The following is an 18,141-nucleotide window of genomic DNA, read 5'->3' on the forward strand; positions in this document are numbered from 1 at the left end:
CCCTGCCCAAGTACCAGCGGCAAGTGAGTTCCTGGGCGGATTGAGTACATGGTTCGCGGACGATTGACCATGTAGATGCAGAGCTGCTTGGTCTTGAGATACTACGTTCGGACGGAGCGAGTTGTTCCGCACGGTAGCTCACTGGACGGCTCAAGGGTGGGTGGGAGGCTCAGGACCACCCCGGAGCGCTTCAGTTGCCGCGGCACCATCCTGGCGGTGTTCACCACGAGTTGCTTACCCGGCGAGGTCGCTTTTGTAGAAGACGGTCGCCTGGAACTCGTCAGGATCGACGGCGATCTTGCTGGAGAAGCCGAACGCGAGCCGCGGACCGCTGGAGGACCGCCAGATCGCCATTCCCTGAGGTTCGCGCCCGGGCAGTGAGTTGCCCGCGGTCGTTTGGAACTTCTCGTTGTACTGCCCGCCGGTCTGGTTCATGTCGAGACGGACCAGGTAGGACGGCTTGGCCGGATCCGAGGGCGTCGCGGGCGCACCACCGTAGGAGAGGTAGGCGTAGTGGCCGTACGAGGTCACGCCCTGGAAGAGGTCGGAGTCGCTGAGACCGAGTTGTGCGTTGGTCGGCAGGGCGCGCTTGGCCTGGGGCTTCGTGTTGTCGTTGATCCCCTTGGCCAAGACGTCGGAGAGGTTGAACAGCGCGAGGCGCCACGGACTTGTCGTCCCCATGTACCGCAGGAGCAGCATGTTCGTGTAGGGGTCGATCGACGGTCTCGGGCAGTCCAGGAAATCGGAGAGGCCGATCCTGAATTCCGTGATGCCGGCGCTGGTGTGGTAGTCGAGCAGCCCGTCGTCCTGGTACTTGATGCGGCAGATCGTGTGGCTGTTGGGGGCGGTACCGGAACTCAGACTCCGGTAGTCGCCGGCGAGCCAGATGTAGGGAGAGCCGGACGTATCCGGTTGGATGCCGATCGAGGAGCCGTGGTCGAACGAGTGCAGAGCCATGGACCCCAGCACGTTGCCGCTGAAGTCGGTCCTGCTCACCCAGAGGTCGCCGGTACTGCTTCCGGGCTTGGTCTGCACGAAGTAGATGTGCCCGTGGACGTGGTCGAAGGCGAAGGACTGCATCGCCCAGTAGGGCTGGTGGAGGGTCTTTCGTAGGACGGGATCGTCGCCGTCCCCTTCGAAGACGAAGTACTGCGAGGGGTCGACCACCGCGTGCGCCGTCTGTGCCGTGAACAACGAAAAGCCGCCGCTCGCGGCGGCGGCTATTCCGGTGCCGGTCCGAAGGAGTGTGCGACGGCTTATGCCGCTATCTCTACCGCTTTGGCCGGTCTCATTCAATTGCGTCACCATATCCGCTAGTTCGGCCGTTCTCGCTGGGCGCGATCAACTTAGCAACCGGGCCCTTGGACGTCGACATGCCGAACTACGGGCGAGATGCGCCCACTTCACCCGTCGGACGCCATGTCCGTATCGGGCACCGGGATCCAGACGTGTGGCGGCCCACGGTGGGCCGCCACATGTACTGGCTGCCGTGTGCGGCGTCCGATCGTGTGTCAGACGCGGTCGGCCGCGATCAGCACGTACTGGAAGGAGCCGTCCCGGTACGACTCGATGAAGGCCTCCTCGATCCCGGTGACCAGTGAGGACGTGGCCCGCAACTCCCAGTACGGCAGAGTGTCGGGGGTCAGGTCGATCACGGTCTGCGGCACGAGCCGGTTGTCGGCCATGGCCCGCAGGTATTCACGACGGGAGTGGATGTTGCACTCGAAGTGGGCGTTGATCTGGGAGACCCACTTCGAGGGCTGGCCGTAGCGGGGATTCCAGCAGCCGGTGATGGTGACGTACCGGCCGCCCACCTTGAGGAAGCGGGAGTGCTCGGCGAACAGGTCGTGCAGGTCGACGTACATGGTCGACTCGTTGTTCCAGGAGGCGGTGACGCTGCCCTTCTCGAAGGGGGTGTCGAGCATGTTGCACACCCGGGAGCGCACGTGGTCCTGGATACGCAGCTCCTGCGCTCGCCCGTTGCCGAAGTCGGCCTGTGCGGAGGACAGGGTGACGCCCTCGACCTTGCAGCCGAAGCGCTGATGGGCCATGACCATGGATCCGCCACGCCCGCAGCCGGCATCGACGAGAGTGTCCTCGGGCGTGACGGGGCCGAGGTGGCCCAGGAGGAACTCGGCCTGGGCGGACTCGAGCCGGTGCAGCTCGGCGATCAGCTTTTTCTCGTATGCGCTGTGCTCCGGGTCGCCGAGCGCGGAATGGTCGACGGCGCCGATGCCGTAGTGGTGGTGGTAGAGCCCGTCCACGTCACCGAGGCGCAGGTTCACCGGCCGCGCCTCGGTGTTCCAGTACCGGGCGATGTCCCCTTGGTAGGGGGTTGCCGGGGCCGGGATCGTCGCGGAGACGGTGGGGGTGATTTCTGTGGTCACTGAGGTGTCCGTTCCTTACCAGAAGGCGGGCAGGCTGTACCGGTAGGTGTTGGTGCGGTGCCAGTCGTGGTTGCCGTCGACCCACGCGGCCACTCCCTTGAGGAAGCGCACCACGGGGGGCAGGGGGCAGGCCGCGGCGAGGTCGGCCGCTGCCGCCTCGAAGGCGTGCATGAGTTCGTTGTGGACCTCGACCGCCTTGAGATAGCCGTCGCGCTCCGAGAGCTGTTCGCGTTCGGCGATCACCACCGGCAGGTTCAGGTGGCGGCCGGGGGCGGCGAGTTCCTTGGTGTAGGAGTACAGGTCGTTGACGATGGTGGTCGCGTTCCCGGCCAGTGCGATGACCCGCTGCATCTCGGGCCGCGCGTGCAGGTCCGCTGGGAGTTCGTAGCCTCCGATGGTGTCGGTGATGGTGGGGCAGGGGCGGAAGTTGTTGAACTGGCGCATCGCCAGGTACTCCCACACCTCAGGTACGTGGTCGGTCTCGGCCCAGGCGGCCTCGGCCAGGTAGCCCAGGTGCAGCCGGGCCATGTCGTGGCGGTAGCGGTCGATCTGGGAGGGCGTGGCCATGCGGACGAAGTAGTCCATCGCGCTGCGGTACGCGCGCCGCGGAGGATCTGAGCCGAGCGACTCCTCCCACGCCGGTGCGTACTCCGGGGTGGTGTGGAGAGGATCGAGCGCGGTGTGGGCCAGGAGAAGGCGTCCGCCGAGGCCGACGGGCGAGCCGCCGTGGTCCTCGCAGTAGCAGTCGTCGACGGCGTTCTCCGCGACCATCAGCCGGGTGGCGATCATCAGGTGATCGACCGTGGGAGCGTCCGGGTGGCAGCCGACCATGTACCGCCCGACGGAGAAGCCGTCGAACTGGCCTTCCCACTCCTCGGGGTAGAGCTGGACTTCGTCCTCGGCCCAGCGCTTGATCCGGGAACTCACCTCCTCGACACGTACCGGATCGGGCTCCGGGACCGGGTGGTGGTACAGCCCGGGAACGGCCTGGCCCTCGGCGGGCGGCGTGGCGGCGGGGAGTACCGGGGCAGGTTCGGGCAGCGGCCGCTGCGAAGTGCCCGCCAGGGACAGTGAGGTCGTGCCCAGGCCGGTCGGCCCGCCCAGGACCCGCTGAAGAACGGGGTCGCTCACGGGAGCTGCGGCCGCTTCGGCGGAAGCAACCGGCGGATGCTGAGGAGGGGGCGACGGTGTGCTCGTCGGCTGCGAAGTTCCTGCCAGGGACAGTGAGGTCGTGCCCAGGCCCGTCGGCCCGCCCAGGACCCGCTGAAGGGAGGGCTCGGCAGCGGGGACGGGCGGTGTGGAGGGCAGCGTGCCGGTGGCCGGCGGGGGAGGGGGCGGCGGAGCGATCGGCGGACGCGGTAGTGCCGCGAGGCCAAAGGCTGCCGCCGCGGTCGGAAGATCGGGGGTCGCCGGCGTGGGGACGTCCTGGACAGCGGTGGTCGCCTTCGACCGCTGCCCGGGGATGGACGGCCCGAGGGGCCCGGAATCGGGCATCTGCTACTCCTTACTGCGATGGCGTGAGCGCACGTACGGCGTGGACGGGGACGTCAGCCCGCTCCGCGTGGCATGCCCTCAGCCACGTCCGCGGGCGATCTGCACGTTCTCCATCACGCCGAGCGCGTCGGGCAGGAGCACCGCGGCGGAGTAGTACGTGCTGACGAGATAGGAGATGACCGCCTGCTCGTTGATGCCCATGAACCGTGCTGAGAGCCCCGCCTCGACCTCGTCCGGCAGCCCCGTCTGCCACAGGCCGATGACTCCTTGGTTCTTCTCTCCCGTGCGCATGGCGAGGATGGAGCTGGTCTGCTCCTTGCTGATCGGGATCTTGTTGCAGGGCAGGATCGGGACCCCGCGCCAGGCCGGGACGGACTGCCCGCCGAGATCGACGTGGTCCGGGTAGAGCCCGCAGGCGTTGAAGCCGCGTCCGATCGCGGCGATCGTCCTCGGGTGGGCGAGGAAGAACTTGGTGCCGCGGCGGCGACACAGCAACTCGTCCATGTCGTCCGGGGTCGGCGGGCCGGAATGCGTCTGGATGCGCTGCTTGAAGTCGGCGTTGTGCAGCAGTCCGAACTCAGGGTTGTTGATGAGTTCGTGTTCCTGGCGCTCACGCAACGCCTCGATGGTCAGCCGGAGTTGCTCCTCGGTCTGGTTCATCGGGCCGTTGTAGAGGTCGCAGACCCGGGTGTGGATCCTCAGTATGGTCTGCGCGACGGAGAGTTCGTACTCACGTGGCTTGAGCTCGTAGTCGACGAAGGCGCTCGGCAGATCGGCCTCGCCGACATGGCCGGCCGACATGGCGATCTCGGCCTCACCGTGCTTGTTCTGCCGTCGTCGGGTGGCGGAACTGAACTCGGTGATGTGGGCGCGGAGAAGGGGCGCGGAGTCCCGCACGGCGGCGAAGTCGCTACGGGAGAGGGTGAGCAGAGTCCCGGACGTCTCGGCGGTGGCCGTGTAGTCATGGCGGGCGTCGGAGTCCAGGAGGGCGTTCTCACCGAAGTGGTCGCCGTCCGCGAGCACCGCGACGGTGATCTCTCCGCCGTACTTGCCCTCGGCGTACTGGCTGATGCGTCCGTGGGCGATCAGATGGATTCGGTCCGCCGGGCTGCCGCGCTCGACGATGACCTCGCCGGCAGCGAAGTCGCGTTGGGTGCAGCGCTCGGCGAGGGCGGTGAGGGCGTCCAGGTCCTCGAAGCCCCGCAGCAAGGCCAGTTCACCCAGTTCGCGGGGGATCACACGGACCGTGGAGCCCTCCTGCACGAACTCGATGCGCCCGTCGCCGACGGTATGACGCAGCCGTCGGTTGACCCGGTAGGCGCCGCCGTTGGTCTCGACCCAGGGGAGCATCCGCAGCAACCAGCGGGAGGTGATCTCCTGCATCTGCGGGGCGGACTTCGTGGTGGTGGTGAGGTTGCGTGCGGCGGCGGTACTCAGGGACTGCTGCGGCACGGGAGCGGCTGGTGCGGCCTGGGTTTCCGGGCTGCTGTCCACGGTCATCGGGGTGGGCTACTCCTTGCGTGGCCGGGCGGCCGGCGCACAGGTATGCGCCGGTGAAGAGAAGGGGGAGGACTCGGCAGTGGGGAGGAAGGACATCGGTGATCCATCCACCTGCAGGACGGTAAAGGCCAGTTGAGCCGCCCCGCCCGAAGATCCCGGCGGCTTCCTTCGAAGCGGTGACAATCAATCGAATCCGGTTTATCGGACCAATGAGCGACATTGCGCCACCCTCATCGAGCAGCGACGGGTTCCGCAGGGCTCGGCGTGGCCCCGCGTCGAGGCAGCGCTTGATGCCGGAGGCGACGCGAGCGGCCGTCCAAGGCTCCACCCCTCCTGAACCGTCGCGCGACCTGGGGCACCGCCGCGGGTCATGCCGCGGTCTGACCGTGACGCGCCTGGTGTCCGGGCGTCACACGCCACGTTGAACCGGGCCGCGGGAACATCGCGATGCCCCGCCGGAGCCGTGGCCTTCGTGCGCCGGTCCGCAAGGAGGCGCTCAGGTGTCTGCGACCGGCCGGGACGCCGGAGACGCTGGACGCCCGCGCCTGGCCCCGGCTTGCGGCGGGCGCGGCCACTTCGACGTAAGTCCGAATCAGTTCGATCAGAAGGTCACCCGGCGCGAGACCTCGACTCGCTTCACCGCCTCCTCCGAGCTTCCCGCCACCCGGATAGTCTCGACGGCATGACCGACAACTCCCTGCGCTCCGTCACCGTCGAGCGAACCAGCCTCGGCCACTTCACCGCGACGAACGCGCGCGGCAGCACGATCAGCTTCGGTACCGGTTCCGATGCTGAGGGGGATGACGTATTCACGCCGGTGGAGCTGCTGCTCGCGGCGATCGGGGGCTGCACGGCGGTGGACGTCGATGTAGCGACAAGTCGCCACGCGGAGCCGGTCAAGTTCTCTGTCGAGGTGACGGGGAACAAGGTCGGCGACGAGCTCGGCAACAGGATGACCGACCTGGTCGTCACGTTCTCCGTCGACTTTCCGGATGGCGAAGGCGCGGAACGGGCCCGGATCGTGCTTCCCCGAGCGGTCAAGGCCTCCCACGACCGGCTCTGCACGGTGAGCCGCACCGTCGAGATCGGCACACCCGTCAAGGCAGTGATCGAGGGCGCCTGACCTCTCCCGGGCGCGCGGGTCGCGGGTACGGCGGAGGCGCCGGGGTTCGACGCCTCCGCCGTACGTCGTCGTGGTGGCTGTGCCACACCCTCCGTGAGGCCCCCTTGGCCGGCCGGGCCCATCCCGTGTCAGGTCTGTACCAGAAACCTGTGCGCGACCTCTTTCGTCGCCATGGGGTGCGTGGCATGCTCACCGCTCGACACAGACTTGAACCTCGTTCACATCCATGAAGACGCATGGAAAGGCGGACGGATATGGGGATCGAGAGAACGGGCACCGAGGGCTCATCAGATGTCATGAGCCTGACAAGGCGAACTCTGCTGGGCGGCGCCGTCGCCGTGGCGGCAGGAGCCGGGACCGTGACGGCCGGCACCCACGCCGCAGCAGCGACCGGACCCGGAGCCGGCGCGACGACCGAAGTGCCGCGCCTGTGGCGCGAGTTCACCCGCACACCCCTCACCCACCCCCAGATCCCCTTCGTCGGGAGGGCAGGCTGCCGCGGCGGGGCGAGCCGCCTCCCGCGCCACCGGGTCGTCGCCGACGTCCGTGACTTCGGCGCCGTGGCGGACGGCGCGACGGACTGCGCACCCGCGATCAACCGTGCCATCGCCGCTGCCGGTCGGGCCGGCGGTGGCACGGTCACCATCCCGCCCGGCACATTCCGCATCGACGACGTGATCCGTATCGGCCACTGCGACGTGGTCCTCCGCGGCGCCGGCAGCGGCCGCACCACGCTCCACGCGACCAAGAGCCTCACCGAACTCATCGGGGCGTACGGCTCCCGCTACGGCGGCGACAAGTCCTCCTGGTCCTGGGCGGGCGGCCTGATCTGGCTGGCTCCCGAAGCCCGCTGGACCTCCCTCGTCGCCGCGATCCGGGCCCGCGCGTGGCCCTTCGAGGGCTGGACCGGAAACCGCCGCGACGAATGGCGCCCGCTCACCACCCTGGAGCCGGCCCGCCAAGGCTCCTGGACGGTGACGGCCGCGGACACATCGTCGCTGCACCCCGGTGCCCTGGTCCTGCTGCGGCTGTCCGACGACGCCGACCACACGCTGCTGGAGCACATGTGCGGCGGCGGCCCCGGCCCCCAGGCCTACGTCTGGGACGACAAGACGAAACTGACCTCGTACGTCCCCTACGAATGGCCCGTACGCATCACCCGCGTACGCGGCCGCCGGATCACCCTCGAACGGCCGCTCCCGCTGGACCTGCGCCCGCAGTGGAATCCCCAACTGACCACCCACGTAAAGGCGTTGACCGGTGCGGGAGTGGAAGGCCTGACCCTGGAGGCCGTACAGACCCCGCAGCAGCCGCATCTGCTCGACACCGGCTACAACGGCGTCGTCCTGCAATGCGCCTACGACTGCTGGGTGGACGACGTCACGGTCCGCCACGTCGACAACGGCTTCGGACTGGTGGCCGCCTCCGCGTGCACCCTGCGCCGCACGAAGGTCACGGGCCGCGGCTCCCACCACCCCTACTTCTGCCGCGAGGGCTCGCACGACAACCTCGTCGAGGACTTCACCATCGAGGAGCGCACCACCCCGGCCCCGGCCAACACCCAACTGCACGGCATCAACGTCGAGGGGCTGTCGTCGTACAACGTCTGGTCACGCGGCGAGATGCGGATGGGCACCTTCGACAGCCACCGCGGCCTTCCCTTCGCCAACGTCCGCACCGACATCACCGTCAACAACACCGGCCGCCACGGCGGGGACGCGAGCGCCGGACCACTGTTCGGCGCCCGCTTCGCCCACTGGAACATCCGCGTCACCAACCACCGCGCGGGCCTGGTGCGGATCGACGGCCTGGCCCCCTACTCCGCGACCGTCGGCATCGACGAGGTCGAGGAGTTCGACCAGATCGACGTACCCGACTTCACGGGCGACCTGCACACACGCCTGGAGCTGTACGGCAGCCCGCACGCCGTCCGGCCGACGAACCTGTACGAGGCCCAACGCGGACTCGCACCCACCGACAGGGACGAGGGCCGACGATGAGGATGCGATCCCGCCTCTGCCTCCTCGTCACGGTCCTCGCCGCCTGCACCACAGGCATCTCGGCGCCGACAACTGCCCACGGCACGCCGCGCGTCCCACATACGGTGGTCCTCGACGGCGCCCGGATGCAGCAGACCAAGCAGCGCCTGGACCGCGGGGACCGTCAACTCCAGCGCACCGTAACGGCGTTGACGGCTCGTGCCGACCGATGGCTGGACCAGGGTCCCTGGACGGTCGTCGACAAGCCCCGCCCCGCGCCCGGCGGCGACGTCCACGACTACCTCAGCCAGGCCCCCTACTGGTGGCCCAGCCAAACCCCCACCGCCGACAACCCCTGGGGCTGCCCGTACGTCCAGCGCGACGGCGAGCGCAACCCCGAGGTCGACTCCGGCACCGACCGCCAGGACGTCGAGAAGACCTTCGACTCCGCCTTCGACCTCTCCCTCGCCTGGTACTACACCGGAGACCGGCGCTACGCCGAGAAGGCCGGGCAGGTGCTGCGCACCTGGTTCCTGGACCCGGACACCCGGATGAACCCGAACCTGGACCACGCGCAGTTCATCCCGTGCAAATACGACGGCCGGGCCATCGGCATCATCGACTTCTCCCAGTCCTACACCGCCGTCCTCGATGCGATCGCCCTGCTGGAATCCGGCGCACCGGGCTGGAGTCGGACCGACCGCACCGCCATGACGCGATGGAACGCCGACTTCCTCGACTGGCTCGCGCACAGCGACTTCGGCGCGCAGGAGGCCGCCGCCACCAACAACCACGGCACCTTCTATGACCTGCTGCTCGCCGGTCTCGCCTGCGCGACCGGCGACAAGGGCCTCGCCCGCCGGACCGTGCTGGACGCCCGCACCCGGCGCATCGCACCGCAGATCGCCGCCGACGGCAGCCAGCCCCAGGAACTGGCCCGGACCAGGAGCTGGCACTACTCCACCTTCGACCTCGTGGCCTACACCCGGCTCGCGGACATCGGACGCCACGTCGGGGTGGATCTGTGGGCCTACCGGGGCCCCGACGGACAGAGCCTCTTCAAAGCGGTGGACTACCTGCTGCCCGCGGCGACGGCCACCACCCCCTGGCCACATCCGGAGCTGGACTTCCACCGGTACGCGGCCACCGACGTGGTGCACGCGGCCGCCGACGCCGGAGACAGCCGGGCCCGGCGCGCGGTCCCCCAGCTCCAGGAACCGCCGGGCGGCGACCTGTGGGCGCTGCGCCCGGCGGCGGAGCAGCTGGACTCGATCGCCGGCTGACCGGTCATGACGCCCGCCGGACCACGGACCGGCCGATCATCCGGAGGGGACCGGGCTACCGGCCGCTTCAGGTCGTGGCCGTCTCGTACCGCGGGCGTCCGGTGGTGCGGTAGGTCTGGATCGTCAGCCCGTTCGGGGTGGACCGCAGGTCGACCAGCTCGAGTCCTGTGTCCGGGCCGGTGGTGGGGAAGAGCCGCGTGCCCTGGCCGATGACCACGGGGTAGGTGGGCAGCACGATCTCGTCGACCAGCCGGTGGTCGAGCAGCCAGCGGATCAGCGTGCCGCTGCCCCACACCTGCAGCTCACCGCCCGGCTCGGCTCGCAACTCACGGATGGCGCCCGCGACATCACCGGACAGGACGGTCGTGCCCGCCCATCGCGGGTCGGTGAGCGTGGTCGAGGCGACGTACTTGGGCCGCGCGTTCAACGCGTCTCCGACGGGGTTGCCCGGATCCATGCCCGCTCCCCAGGAGCCGGCGAAGATCTCGTACGTCCGTCGACCGAACAGGAACGCGTCGGCGCGATGGAAGGCCCCGCTGATGAACGTCGAGGCCTCGTCGTCGAGCAGTGGTGGGACCCATCCGAAGCGCTCGAATCCGCCACTGCCGTCCCGTTCCGGCGCGCCGGCATCACTCCGGGCCCCTGCGTCGATCCGTCGGTGTCCCTGCGTCACTCCGTCGACGGAGACGTTCGTGAAGGTCGTCAGTTTCATGATCGCAGCTCCCTTCGCGCGAGGGTTGTCGCTCGGTACGACCGGACCAAGGCGCTGATCTCATCGGCCGTGCACGAGTCTGCGTCGATCCACGTGCCGCCGGCCGCAGGCTACTGCCGCGTCATCTCTTCATCGTCCCGCTCTCAGTGACCGACGTACTGCGCAATGGATCTTCTGGGGAACGACGAGGCGCTCTACCGGCGGGCCGCCGAGATCAGTCCGCCGGGTAGCTCCTCGGGTCGCGGCGGGGTGCTGAGCGGGCGGCCGTAGGCGGCGGCGCGTTCGCGGAGGGTGTGGCTGTCGGCCTCCCAGCCGTGCCCGGCCAGCCAGCCCACCGGGTCGTCGGGCATCTCCGATACCCACATGGACGCCGCCGTTCCCGGCGCGGCGTCCGCGCCGAAACGCTCGATGACGCCGCGTGAGCCCAACGTCAGTCCCATTCGACTGCCCGCCGCCGACTGCGCGCTGATCCGGGCCAGCAGCAGCTCCACGGCATCCAAGGGCAGATAGATCAGCAGTCCTTCGGCGATCCACACGGTCGGCACCGTCGGGTCGTGCCCTGCGGCGGCCAGCGCGCCTGGCCAGTCCTCACGCAGATCCACCGGGACGGTGATCCGCTCACATCGTGCGACGGCCCGCTCCTGGCGCAGCACGGCGGCCTTGAAGTTCAGTGGCGCGTCGGTGTCGACCTCGAACAGCCGGGTCCTTTCGGGCCAGTCCATGCGGAAGGCGCGGCTGTCCATGCCGGCGCCGAGCAGCACGACCTGCCGGACCCCGGACGCGGAAGCCTGCTGCAACAGGTCGTCGAGGAATTTCGTCCTGATGACGATGGAGAACGACACGGCCAGTCGGCGGCGTCGCGCGGCCTCGTCATCGGGCAGTGCCGGCGAGGAGGGCCACATGCCGCCAGCGGTGGCGAAGGCCTGTGCCAGTGGGTCGCGGAACAACGCGTTCTCCCGTTCGGTCTCCAACGCCCGCACCCTGGCCACCCCCACCGCAGTGGCCCACACTCCCGACGGCTGCACCCGCTCCTGCTCATCAGTCACCACGCCAGCCTAGGAGATCGCATCGATTCCCAGGGGTCTGACGAGTGGAGCCGGCTTCATGCGCGGCCAGCCGACGCCTGGAGGCGCCGCGCTCGGCGGAGTGATTCTGTCGCTCGCCGATGTGCGTGCCGCCTTCCTCGCGGGCGGGCTGCTGACTGTCGCGGCCTGCACGGTACTGCTCGTCGGGGTCCATGGGATCGCTCGACACTGCGCCAGGAAGCTGCTTGGACGCGTACCCGTTTGAACGTACGAACCGTCCAATGCGCCGATTGGCGGGCAGATATGAAGGTTCCGGCATGAACGGAACCGGCCCAGCGGCCGTATTCTTACGCGACCGAGGTGGGTATCCAGCCAAGTTCCTCGGTCTTCATGGGGTTTGTGCACACGGTCGCGCACGTAGCTGCGGCCACGGGGGAGTGAGGGACAACCATGGTGGCGGAGAGTCATACGGTGCGGACGGGACCTGTGCTTCCGGTGGACGCGGCGCGCTGGGCGATGTGGACATTCGTCATCGCCAACGTGGTGATCGTCGAGGCGCTGTTCGTCAGCGCCGGGTCGGGCAAGAACGAGGTGCTCACGGTCGCCAAGTTCTTCGGACTGCACGCGGCACTGCTGATGCTTCTGCAACTGCTTCTCGTGGCCCGGCTGCCGTGGCTGGACCGCCGCATCGGCATGGACCGTCTCACGGTGTGGCATCGCTGGGTCGGTTTCACCCTGTTGTGGACCGTCCTGACCCACGCGACGCTCGTGGTCCTCGGCTTCGCGACGCTCGACGACACCTCCATGGCGAAGACATTCGTGGCACTGAGCGGGGTGCCGGCCTCGCTCCTGGGCATGTTGGCCGCGGCCGTCATCGTCGTGATCGCCGTGGTCTCCACCCGGCCCCTGCGCAGGCGGTTGCGGTACGAGGTCTGGCACGGTCTGCATCTGCTGCTCTATGTGGCCCTGGGCCTGGCGTTCGTGCACCAGTTGCAGGAGACGACCACGTTCACGTCCTCCGCTTTCGCCACGGCCTACTGGTGGATCCTGTGGCTGTTCGCCTTCGGCGCGCTGTTGACGGGCCGCCTCGTCGTGCCGCTGTGGCGCAACGCCTACCACCGGTTCAGCGTGGCGGCCGTGGTGCCGGAGTCGCACGACGTGGTCTCCGTGTACGTCACCGGCCGACACCTCGACAAACTCCCGGCCCGGGCGGGACAGTTCTGCATCTGGCGGTTCCCCGGCCACAACCACTGGTGGCTCGCCAACCCTTTCTCGCTCTCGGCGGCGCCCGACGGGAGCGGACTGCGCCTCACGGCGAAGGCCGTGGGCAGCGCCAGTGCCGGCCTGCGCGACCTCCCCGTCGGCAGCCGCGCCTACGTCGAAGGGCCCTACGGCGCGTTCACCTCGCTGCACCGGACCCGGCCCGGGGCCCTGCTGATCGCCGGCGGCGTGGGCATCACGCCGGTGCGGGCCATGCTGGAGGAGCAGACGAGCGGTGACGTCGTCGTGCTGTACCGGGTGCGCAGTGAGGCCGACGCCGTCCTGCTGCACGAGGTGCGCCGTCTGTTGGCCCTGCGGGGCGGACGCCTCCACCTGCTCACCGGCCGGACCGGCGAGGGCGGCGTCCCGCCGTTCGGCGCGGGCAGCCTGCACCAGCTGGTCCCGGACATCACCACGCGCGACGTCTATGTGTGCGGGCCGCCGGCCATGACGGCAGCCGTCCTGGCCGGCCTGCGCGACCTGCGCGTCCCGGCACGACAGGTACACGCCGAGAGGTTCGGCTTGGCCTGACCGAACGGGGTCACGTCTGGATGCGTCGGTGCAACGCCGACATCAGCGACGTCGACGTACCTGCCATAGGGCCTAGGGCGAGCAAGCATCCCCGCCCTGGGCGGCCTCCCCGCCGGGCACGGCGACCATCCCCCGACCATCCCCTTGGGCACCCGGGCGACCATCGATACAGCCAGCGGAACCCTCACCGTTCAGCCGGCGGTCGCCTAGGCCGGCCGTCGTGCAGAAAACGCTGTGTCCTGGGCAGGCATGTCCGTAGGGTCTCAGCGTGACGAATGAGAGTGAGCAGGCTGTGCAGGCAGCCGTCGATGGAGAGCTGCGGCTTCTCGACCCTGAGGTGCGTGCTTCTCCGGCCCGTGTCCTGGAGCTTCTGGACCCGGAGTTCACCGAGATCGGCGCTTCCGGGCGCCGATGGGATGTGGAGTCGATCCTCACCGTCACGAGCGGAGGCTCGGTGTCTGCGGAGTCTCCTGTCGAGGTCAGTGAAATGTCCGGTGCCGTGCTTGCTCCGGGCATCGTCCACCTCACGTACTTCGCGGAGAACCAAGGCCGCCGGACTTGGCGGAGTTCGTTGTGGCGCCTGACAGATACGGGCTGGCGGATGTACTTCCACCAGGGAACTTTGGCCAACTGAACACGGGTCCGCCTCGCAGTCGATCTCGCGCGCGGTGCTCTGCCACCGAGACGGGATGGCTGTCAGGCGCCGACAGATCCTCTCTTTCCTGCCTCTCGCCCGGCAGCGGATGCCGTTCCTGCCACTGTCCATACGGCCATGCCCCACAGGGAGAGCCCAGAAGTGAGGCCCACTACAAGGCGAACGGTTTCGTCGGGGACGTTCGTGAGCCAGACGGTGATGCCCGCAGTGCCGGAAGCGATCAACAAGGCGGCCGGTATGCGCAGTCGGGGCTGCTCGAACACCGCTGCCAGTGGCAGGAAGTGGAGCCCGACCACGATCGCGACCAGCGCGGGGATGAGCACCGGCACGCCAATCTGACGGCAGACGACGACGATCACGAGGATCAACAGCCACTGGAGTCCGTTGATCTGGTTGAACCGCCGACGTCGGTCGACGGGGAACGGTCCCCCTGCCGACGAGGGAAGGAAGCGGCGCGCGGAAAGCATCAGCGCCACCGTGACGGCACAGCCGACCGCGATCAGAACCAGCCGAGTCAACCCGTCGAACGCGCTCGAGCCCAGCAGCCACCAGCCGAGCCCGAACAACGCAAGGAACCCCACCCCTGATTTGAACATGATCGAGATCCTAAGCCGAAGAGCATCCCTCCGGTCCAAGGATTCTTCCTGCACCGGATTCTCCTGGACCGCAGCGGCGGTGGCCCGGGCCGGGCCACCGCTCGCGTCGGTCGTCAGCTCGCGCCCTGGGCACGACGGCGGCGCACGATGAGGAGCGTGGCCGCACCCGTGATCACCGCCGCGGCAGCCGCGCCCGTGATCGGCAGCGTCGAGGAGCCGGTCTCCGCCAGGTAACCGCCGTTCGCCGTCGTCCCGTTGCCGCCGGTCGACGACGACCCGCCGGCCGAGCTTCCGGAGCCAGGGGACGGACTGTCCGTCGGGCCGGCCGACTCCCCGCCTGTGACGTCCAGCGTGATGTCGGCCTTGTCGTTGTCCTTGTCGGGGTCGAACGGCCGTGCTTCCGTGCTCAGTGCCACCGAGCCCTTGGCGCCCGACACCCGCTTGTCGATCTTCAGCTCGAAGGTGTAGGTCTCTCCGCTGCCCTCATAGAGCGACCGCATGCCGCAGACATACGTCCTGCCCTCCGCGTGGCAGAACTGGCCGCGCTTGACGACGGACGTCCCGGCGGGAGGTGTGATGATGACCTGGACGGACTTATCCCCTTGCCTGGGCTGAACCCAGGCGGGCCCGGCGTTGGTGAACGTCGCCTTCATCGTGACGGTGTCGCCGACGTTCCCCTTCAGTGCGGCACCCGTCACCTGGTAGTCGGCCGTGTTGACCGCGGTGACGGGGACAGTGACAACTCCGGTGGTCCCCGCGCCTCCGGCCTGTCCCTCGACCAGTTTCACCGCGGGTGCGGTTCCCGCGACCGGTGTTGTGCCGTTGTCGTCGACCCCGGGTTCGACATCCGCGACGCGCACGCGCAGCTCCTCGTTGAGCGCACGGTCCAGTGTCGTGACACGCAGCAGCTTTTCGGGTGTATACACGGTGCCCGGCTCCACCACCTGGTCGAACCCGCACGCCGCCGTCCATCTCTCGGGCATCTCGTCGTAGGGCCGGACGTTCTGCACCCAGCAGTTGGAGGGGACCTCCGCGAAGTCGAGTCCCCGGGTGATGTAGTAGGAGACCCACACCTTCTCCGCGGCTACGGTGCTCTTGTTCGCCACGGTGACCGGCAGATCGAAGCTGCTCCCCGGCTTCACCCCGTCGATCGCCTTGATGCCTCCAACGACCAATTCGGGTGCGGGTTCATCGCCGTAGGCCGCGGGAGCCGCGCCCAGCGCGAGCAGGCCCGCAGCGCCGAGGGCGGCGACAGCGGCACGGGAGGCGCGACGGTTGGGCGGCGCTATTGGCATGGCGGGATCCTCTGTTGGAGCGCAGGTGGACGGACGGAGTCTGTCAGGAGAACAGTCCTTCGCTCGCTAGACTCCTGCCGATCTCGGAGGGTTGCACGTCCGGCGCGGACTCAGGGGGAGCGATGGCGGTCCTTCTCTACTGCCCGACGGTCAACCCGCCCCAGGAAGTCCCGCGCCAGGCCCTTCTGTACCGGGACGGGATAGCATCCGTCGTGCCCCGCGCCCCACACCGGTCGCGCTCTGGGACGATTCGCTCGACCCCCTCGGGGAGCGCCGGCGCAACCCGGTCTTCGTCCGCGCGAGCTCGGCGTCATCGGCGCTGCGCGAGGAACTGCGGCGGATGGCGGCAGGCCCGCGACCTCCACGCGTGGCCGGTTTGCGCGAAGTCGCCGTCACTTGATGGCGGTGTCACCGAGGGCCTCCAGCATCTGCCGTAGGCCCTCGGCGGTCTTGTCGACCAGGTCGCGGTCCACGTCGGCGAGCAGGTGTGCGTAGCTCGCCAGATGGTCGGCGAAGGCGGCCCGGGTGACCTCGTGTCCGTACGCGGTGAGGCGGATCTTGACGGTGCGCCGGTCGTCGCCTTCGCGCACCCGCTCGACCAGGCCCTTGGCCTCCATCTTGTCGATGCGGTTGGTGATGGCACCGGAGGTCACCATGGACGCTTTGAGGAAGGCTCCGGCGGTGAGGGCGTAGGGAGGTCCGGAGCGCTGCAGTGTGGTGAGCACGTCGAACTCGCCATGCTCCACTCCGTGTGCGGCGGCTGAAGCCTTGGCGGTCTTGTCGATCACTCGGGCCAGCCGCTGGATCCGCGCGAACAGTTCCACCGGCCAGAGGTCCTCCACCACATCGGGGCGCTCCTTGGCCCACTGGCCGATGATCGCGTCCACGGCATCGCTCATCTCCGCTGCTCCTCCCTGGGAAAACTCTTTCAACGTTAAGAGACTTGACGTTGAAGGAGTCGGGCTGCTTTTATCTCAACGTTGAGATTATCAAGGTTGAACGACAGGAGCACCCCCGATGTCTGAGCTCGCCCTGCGCCCCACCGCACAGACCCCGCGCCCCGCTGCCTCGCAGACTTCGCGGCAAGTCCCTGTCGGATGGCTGGCGTTGCTGGCCACCCCGCTCGCCGCGAGCGCCAATGCCCCGGTGCTGATCCTCCCCGACATGGCCGACTCGCTCGGCATCCACACGGCCTCGGCGACCTGGCTCGTCACGGTCTTCGCGTGGGCCCTGGCCGTCGGCACCCCGTTGATGGCGGGCTTACTCCGCCGCCGCGGGCTGCACAGTGTGCTCCGGCTGAGCGCGGCCCTGATCGTGGCCGGCACCGCGATCATGACCGTGGCGCCCTGGCTGCCGCTGGCCATGGCGGGCCGGGGGGCCCAGGCGGTGGGCGGCGCGGGCCTGGTCACCGCGGCGATGAGCCTGGCGGGCTCGGTCCGCCGGATGGGCGTGATCACGGCGGGCTTCGGGGTGCTGGGGGCGGCCGGGCCGCTGCTCGGCTCGACGATCGCGGGCGCAACCTCCTGGCGGGTGTCCCTCGCGGTCGGGGCGGTCGCGCTCCTCGCCCTGCCGGCGATCATGCGCCAAGCCGCACCGAGCCCACCGCGACCGAGCACCCCCTTCGACGGCCGGGGTGCCACCCTTCTGGTCCTGATGGCGACGACCCTGGTGCTCGTCCCGCGCTACCCGCTCCCGGCGGTGACCGCCTCCTCGGTGATGGCCGCACTGCTGGCCCTGCACATGCGGTCCCACCCCGCAGGCTTCGTCCCGGCGGCACTGCTGCGCAGCCGGACGTTCGTCCTCTCCGCGCTGCTCGCCTGCACCCTCGCGACCTCGTACTTCACGCTGCTCTTCACCATCCCGCAGCTGCTCGGCGACCGTACCGGCTGGTCGACCTCCACAATCGGCACCGGCCAGATGGCCGCCCTCCTCGCGGGCTCGGCGCTCTCCGTCGTCCTGGCCGCGGCCTCCGCCCGGATGAGCCGCCCGCGGGTGCTGGCAATCCTGCTCACGGTCGGAGCGCTGGCCCCGCTCACGGCCGTACTGACCCCCTGGGCACCGCTGCTCCTGATCGTCGCGACGCTGGCCGTCTTCGCGACGAGCGCGGGCCAGGCCACCCTCGCGGTGTACGCCATCCAGGCCGCGCCGACGGCCCAGCGCCCCATGGCGATCGGGCTGTTCAACCTCTGCTACCAGCTGGGCGGCGCCTTCGGCCCGACGATCGCGGCCCTGATCACGCTGGGCGCCTGAAACACCCGGCACCGACCTCTCACACCCGCGCGAAAACCACCTCAACACCCC

The 18,141-nt window shown here is 69.1% G+C and carries 15 protein-coding genes; 6 read left to right on the forward strand and 9 right to left on the reverse strand.

Annotated elements, in window-relative coordinates; genetic code table 11:
- Positions 1-234 precede the first annotated feature (234 nt).
- From ACIOHP_RS43370 to ACIOHP_RS43385, 4 genes are all read right to left on the reverse strand, one after another.
- On the reverse strand, positions 235-1,194 hold the full coding sequence (locus ACIOHP_RS43370; RefSeq protein WP_401896266.1) for a hypothetical protein: 960 nt from the start codon (positions 1,192-1,194) through the stop codon (positions 235-237).
- Between the two features lie 317 nt (positions 1,195-1,511).
- A complete protein-coding gene (locus ACIOHP_RS43375) occupies positions 1,512-2,387 on the reverse strand; it encodes a geranyl diphosphate 2-C-methyltransferase (protein WP_361492166.1) in 876 nt (291 codons plus the stop codon).
- A 15-nt stretch (positions 2,388-2,402) separates the two neighbouring features.
- Positions 2,403-3,881, reverse strand: coding sequence for a family 2 encapsulin nanocompartment cargo protein terpene cyclase (locus tag ACIOHP_RS43380; RefSeq protein WP_401896270.1), 1,479 nt, complete (start codon positions 3,879-3,881; stop codon positions 2,403-2,405).
- 78 nt (positions 3,882-3,959) lie between these two features.
- Positions 3,960-5,381: a family 2B encapsulin nanocompartment shell protein gene (locus ACIOHP_RS43385; RefSeq protein ID WP_401896273.1), complete on the reverse strand. Its 1,422-nt coding sequence runs from the start codon at positions 5,379-5,381 to the stop codon at positions 3,960-3,962.
- A gap of 682 nt (positions 5,382-6,063) precedes the next feature.
- Here ACIOHP_RS43385 and ACIOHP_RS43390 point away from each other — a divergent pair.
- The 3 genes from ACIOHP_RS43390 to ACIOHP_RS43400 all read left to right on the forward strand — a co-directional run bounded on the left by ACIOHP_RS43390 (position 6,064) and on the right by ACIOHP_RS43400 (position 9,766).
- Positions 6,064-6,504 (forward strand): OsmC family protein, encoded by a 441-nt coding sequence (locus ACIOHP_RS43390; protein WP_361546160.1) that lies wholly within the window; start codon positions 6,064-6,066, stop codon positions 6,502-6,504.
- Positions 6,505-6,800: 296 nt separating this feature from the next.
- Positions 6,801-8,504, forward strand: a complete 1,704-nt coding sequence (locus tag ACIOHP_RS43395) for a glycosyl hydrolase family 28-related protein (RefSeq protein WP_401896276.1) — start codon at positions 6,801-6,803, stop codon at positions 8,502-8,504.
- Entirely contained in the window at positions 8,501-9,766 is a 1,266-nt protein-coding gene (locus ACIOHP_RS43400) for an alginate lyase family protein (RefSeq protein WP_401896279.1), read from the forward strand. Before ACIOHP_RS43395 ends, ACIOHP_RS43400 begins: the two co-directional genes overlap by 4 nt.
- Before the next feature lie 67 nt (positions 9,767-9,833).
- On the opposite strand, the gene ACIOHP_RS43405 is transcribed toward ACIOHP_RS43400, so the two are convergent.
- Positions 9,834-10,478 carry a dihydrofolate reductase family protein gene (locus ACIOHP_RS43405; protein ID WP_401896282.1) on the reverse strand — a complete coding sequence of 215 codons (645 nt, stop codon included), beginning with the start codon at positions 10,476-10,478 and terminating at the stop codon, positions 9,834-9,836.
- A 194-nt stretch (positions 10,479-10,672) separates the two neighbouring features.
- Positions 10,673-11,524 carry a class I SAM-dependent methyltransferase gene (locus ACIOHP_RS43410; RefSeq protein WP_401896285.1) on the reverse strand — a complete coding sequence of 284 codons (852 nt, stop codon included), beginning with the start codon at positions 11,522-11,524 and terminating at the stop codon, positions 10,673-10,675.
- 429 nt (positions 11,525-11,953) lie between these two features.
- On the opposite strand from ACIOHP_RS43410, the gene ACIOHP_RS43415 reads away from it, so the two are divergent.
- Both ACIOHP_RS43415 and ACIOHP_RS43420 read left to right on the forward strand, forming a co-directional pair.
- Positions 11,954-13,294 (forward strand): ferric reductase-like transmembrane domain-containing protein, encoded by a 1,341-nt coding sequence (locus ACIOHP_RS43415; RefSeq protein WP_401896288.1) that lies wholly within the window; start codon positions 11,954-11,956, stop codon positions 13,292-13,294.
- Positions 13,295-13,586: 292 nt separating this feature from the next.
- Positions 13,587-13,928 carry a DUF4440 domain-containing protein gene (locus tag ACIOHP_RS43420; protein ID WP_401896291.1) on the forward strand — a complete coding sequence of 114 codons (342 nt, stop codon included), beginning with the start codon at positions 13,587-13,589 and terminating at the stop codon, positions 13,926-13,928.
- Between the two features lie 62 nt (positions 13,929-13,990).
- Here the strand turns inward: ACIOHP_RS43420 and ACIOHP_RS43425 are convergent, their stop codons facing one another.
- The 3 genes from ACIOHP_RS43425 to ACIOHP_RS43435 form a co-directional block, all read right to left on the reverse strand.
- Complete coding sequence (locus ACIOHP_RS43425) at positions 13,991-14,545, reverse strand: hypothetical protein (RefSeq protein WP_401896293.1); 555 nt, start codon at positions 14,543-14,545, stop codon at positions 13,991-13,993.
- Positions 14,546-14,658: 113 nt separating this feature from the next.
- Entirely contained in the window at positions 14,659-15,840 is a 1,182-nt protein-coding gene (locus ACIOHP_RS43430; RefSeq protein WP_401896296.1) for a hypothetical protein, read from the reverse strand.
- Between the two features lie 392 nt (positions 15,841-16,232).
- Positions 16,233-16,739: a MarR family transcriptional regulator gene (locus ACIOHP_RS43435; protein WP_361546184.1), complete on the reverse strand. Its 507-nt coding sequence runs from the start codon at positions 16,737-16,739 to the stop codon at positions 16,233-16,235.
- A 118-nt stretch (positions 16,740-16,857) separates the two neighbouring features.
- Here ACIOHP_RS43435 and ACIOHP_RS43440 point away from each other — a divergent pair, with 118 nt between their 5' ends.
- Positions 16,858-18,090, forward strand: a complete 1,233-nt coding sequence (locus ACIOHP_RS43440) for an MFS transporter (RefSeq protein ID WP_401896299.1) — start codon at positions 16,858-16,860, stop codon at positions 18,088-18,090.
- Positions 18,091-18,141 lie beyond the last annotated feature (51 nt).

This window comes from Streptomyces sp. NPDC087859 (assembly GCF_044742595.1).
GTDB lineage: Bacteria > Actinomycetota > Actinomycetes > Streptomycetales > Streptomycetaceae > Streptomyces > Streptomyces canus_F.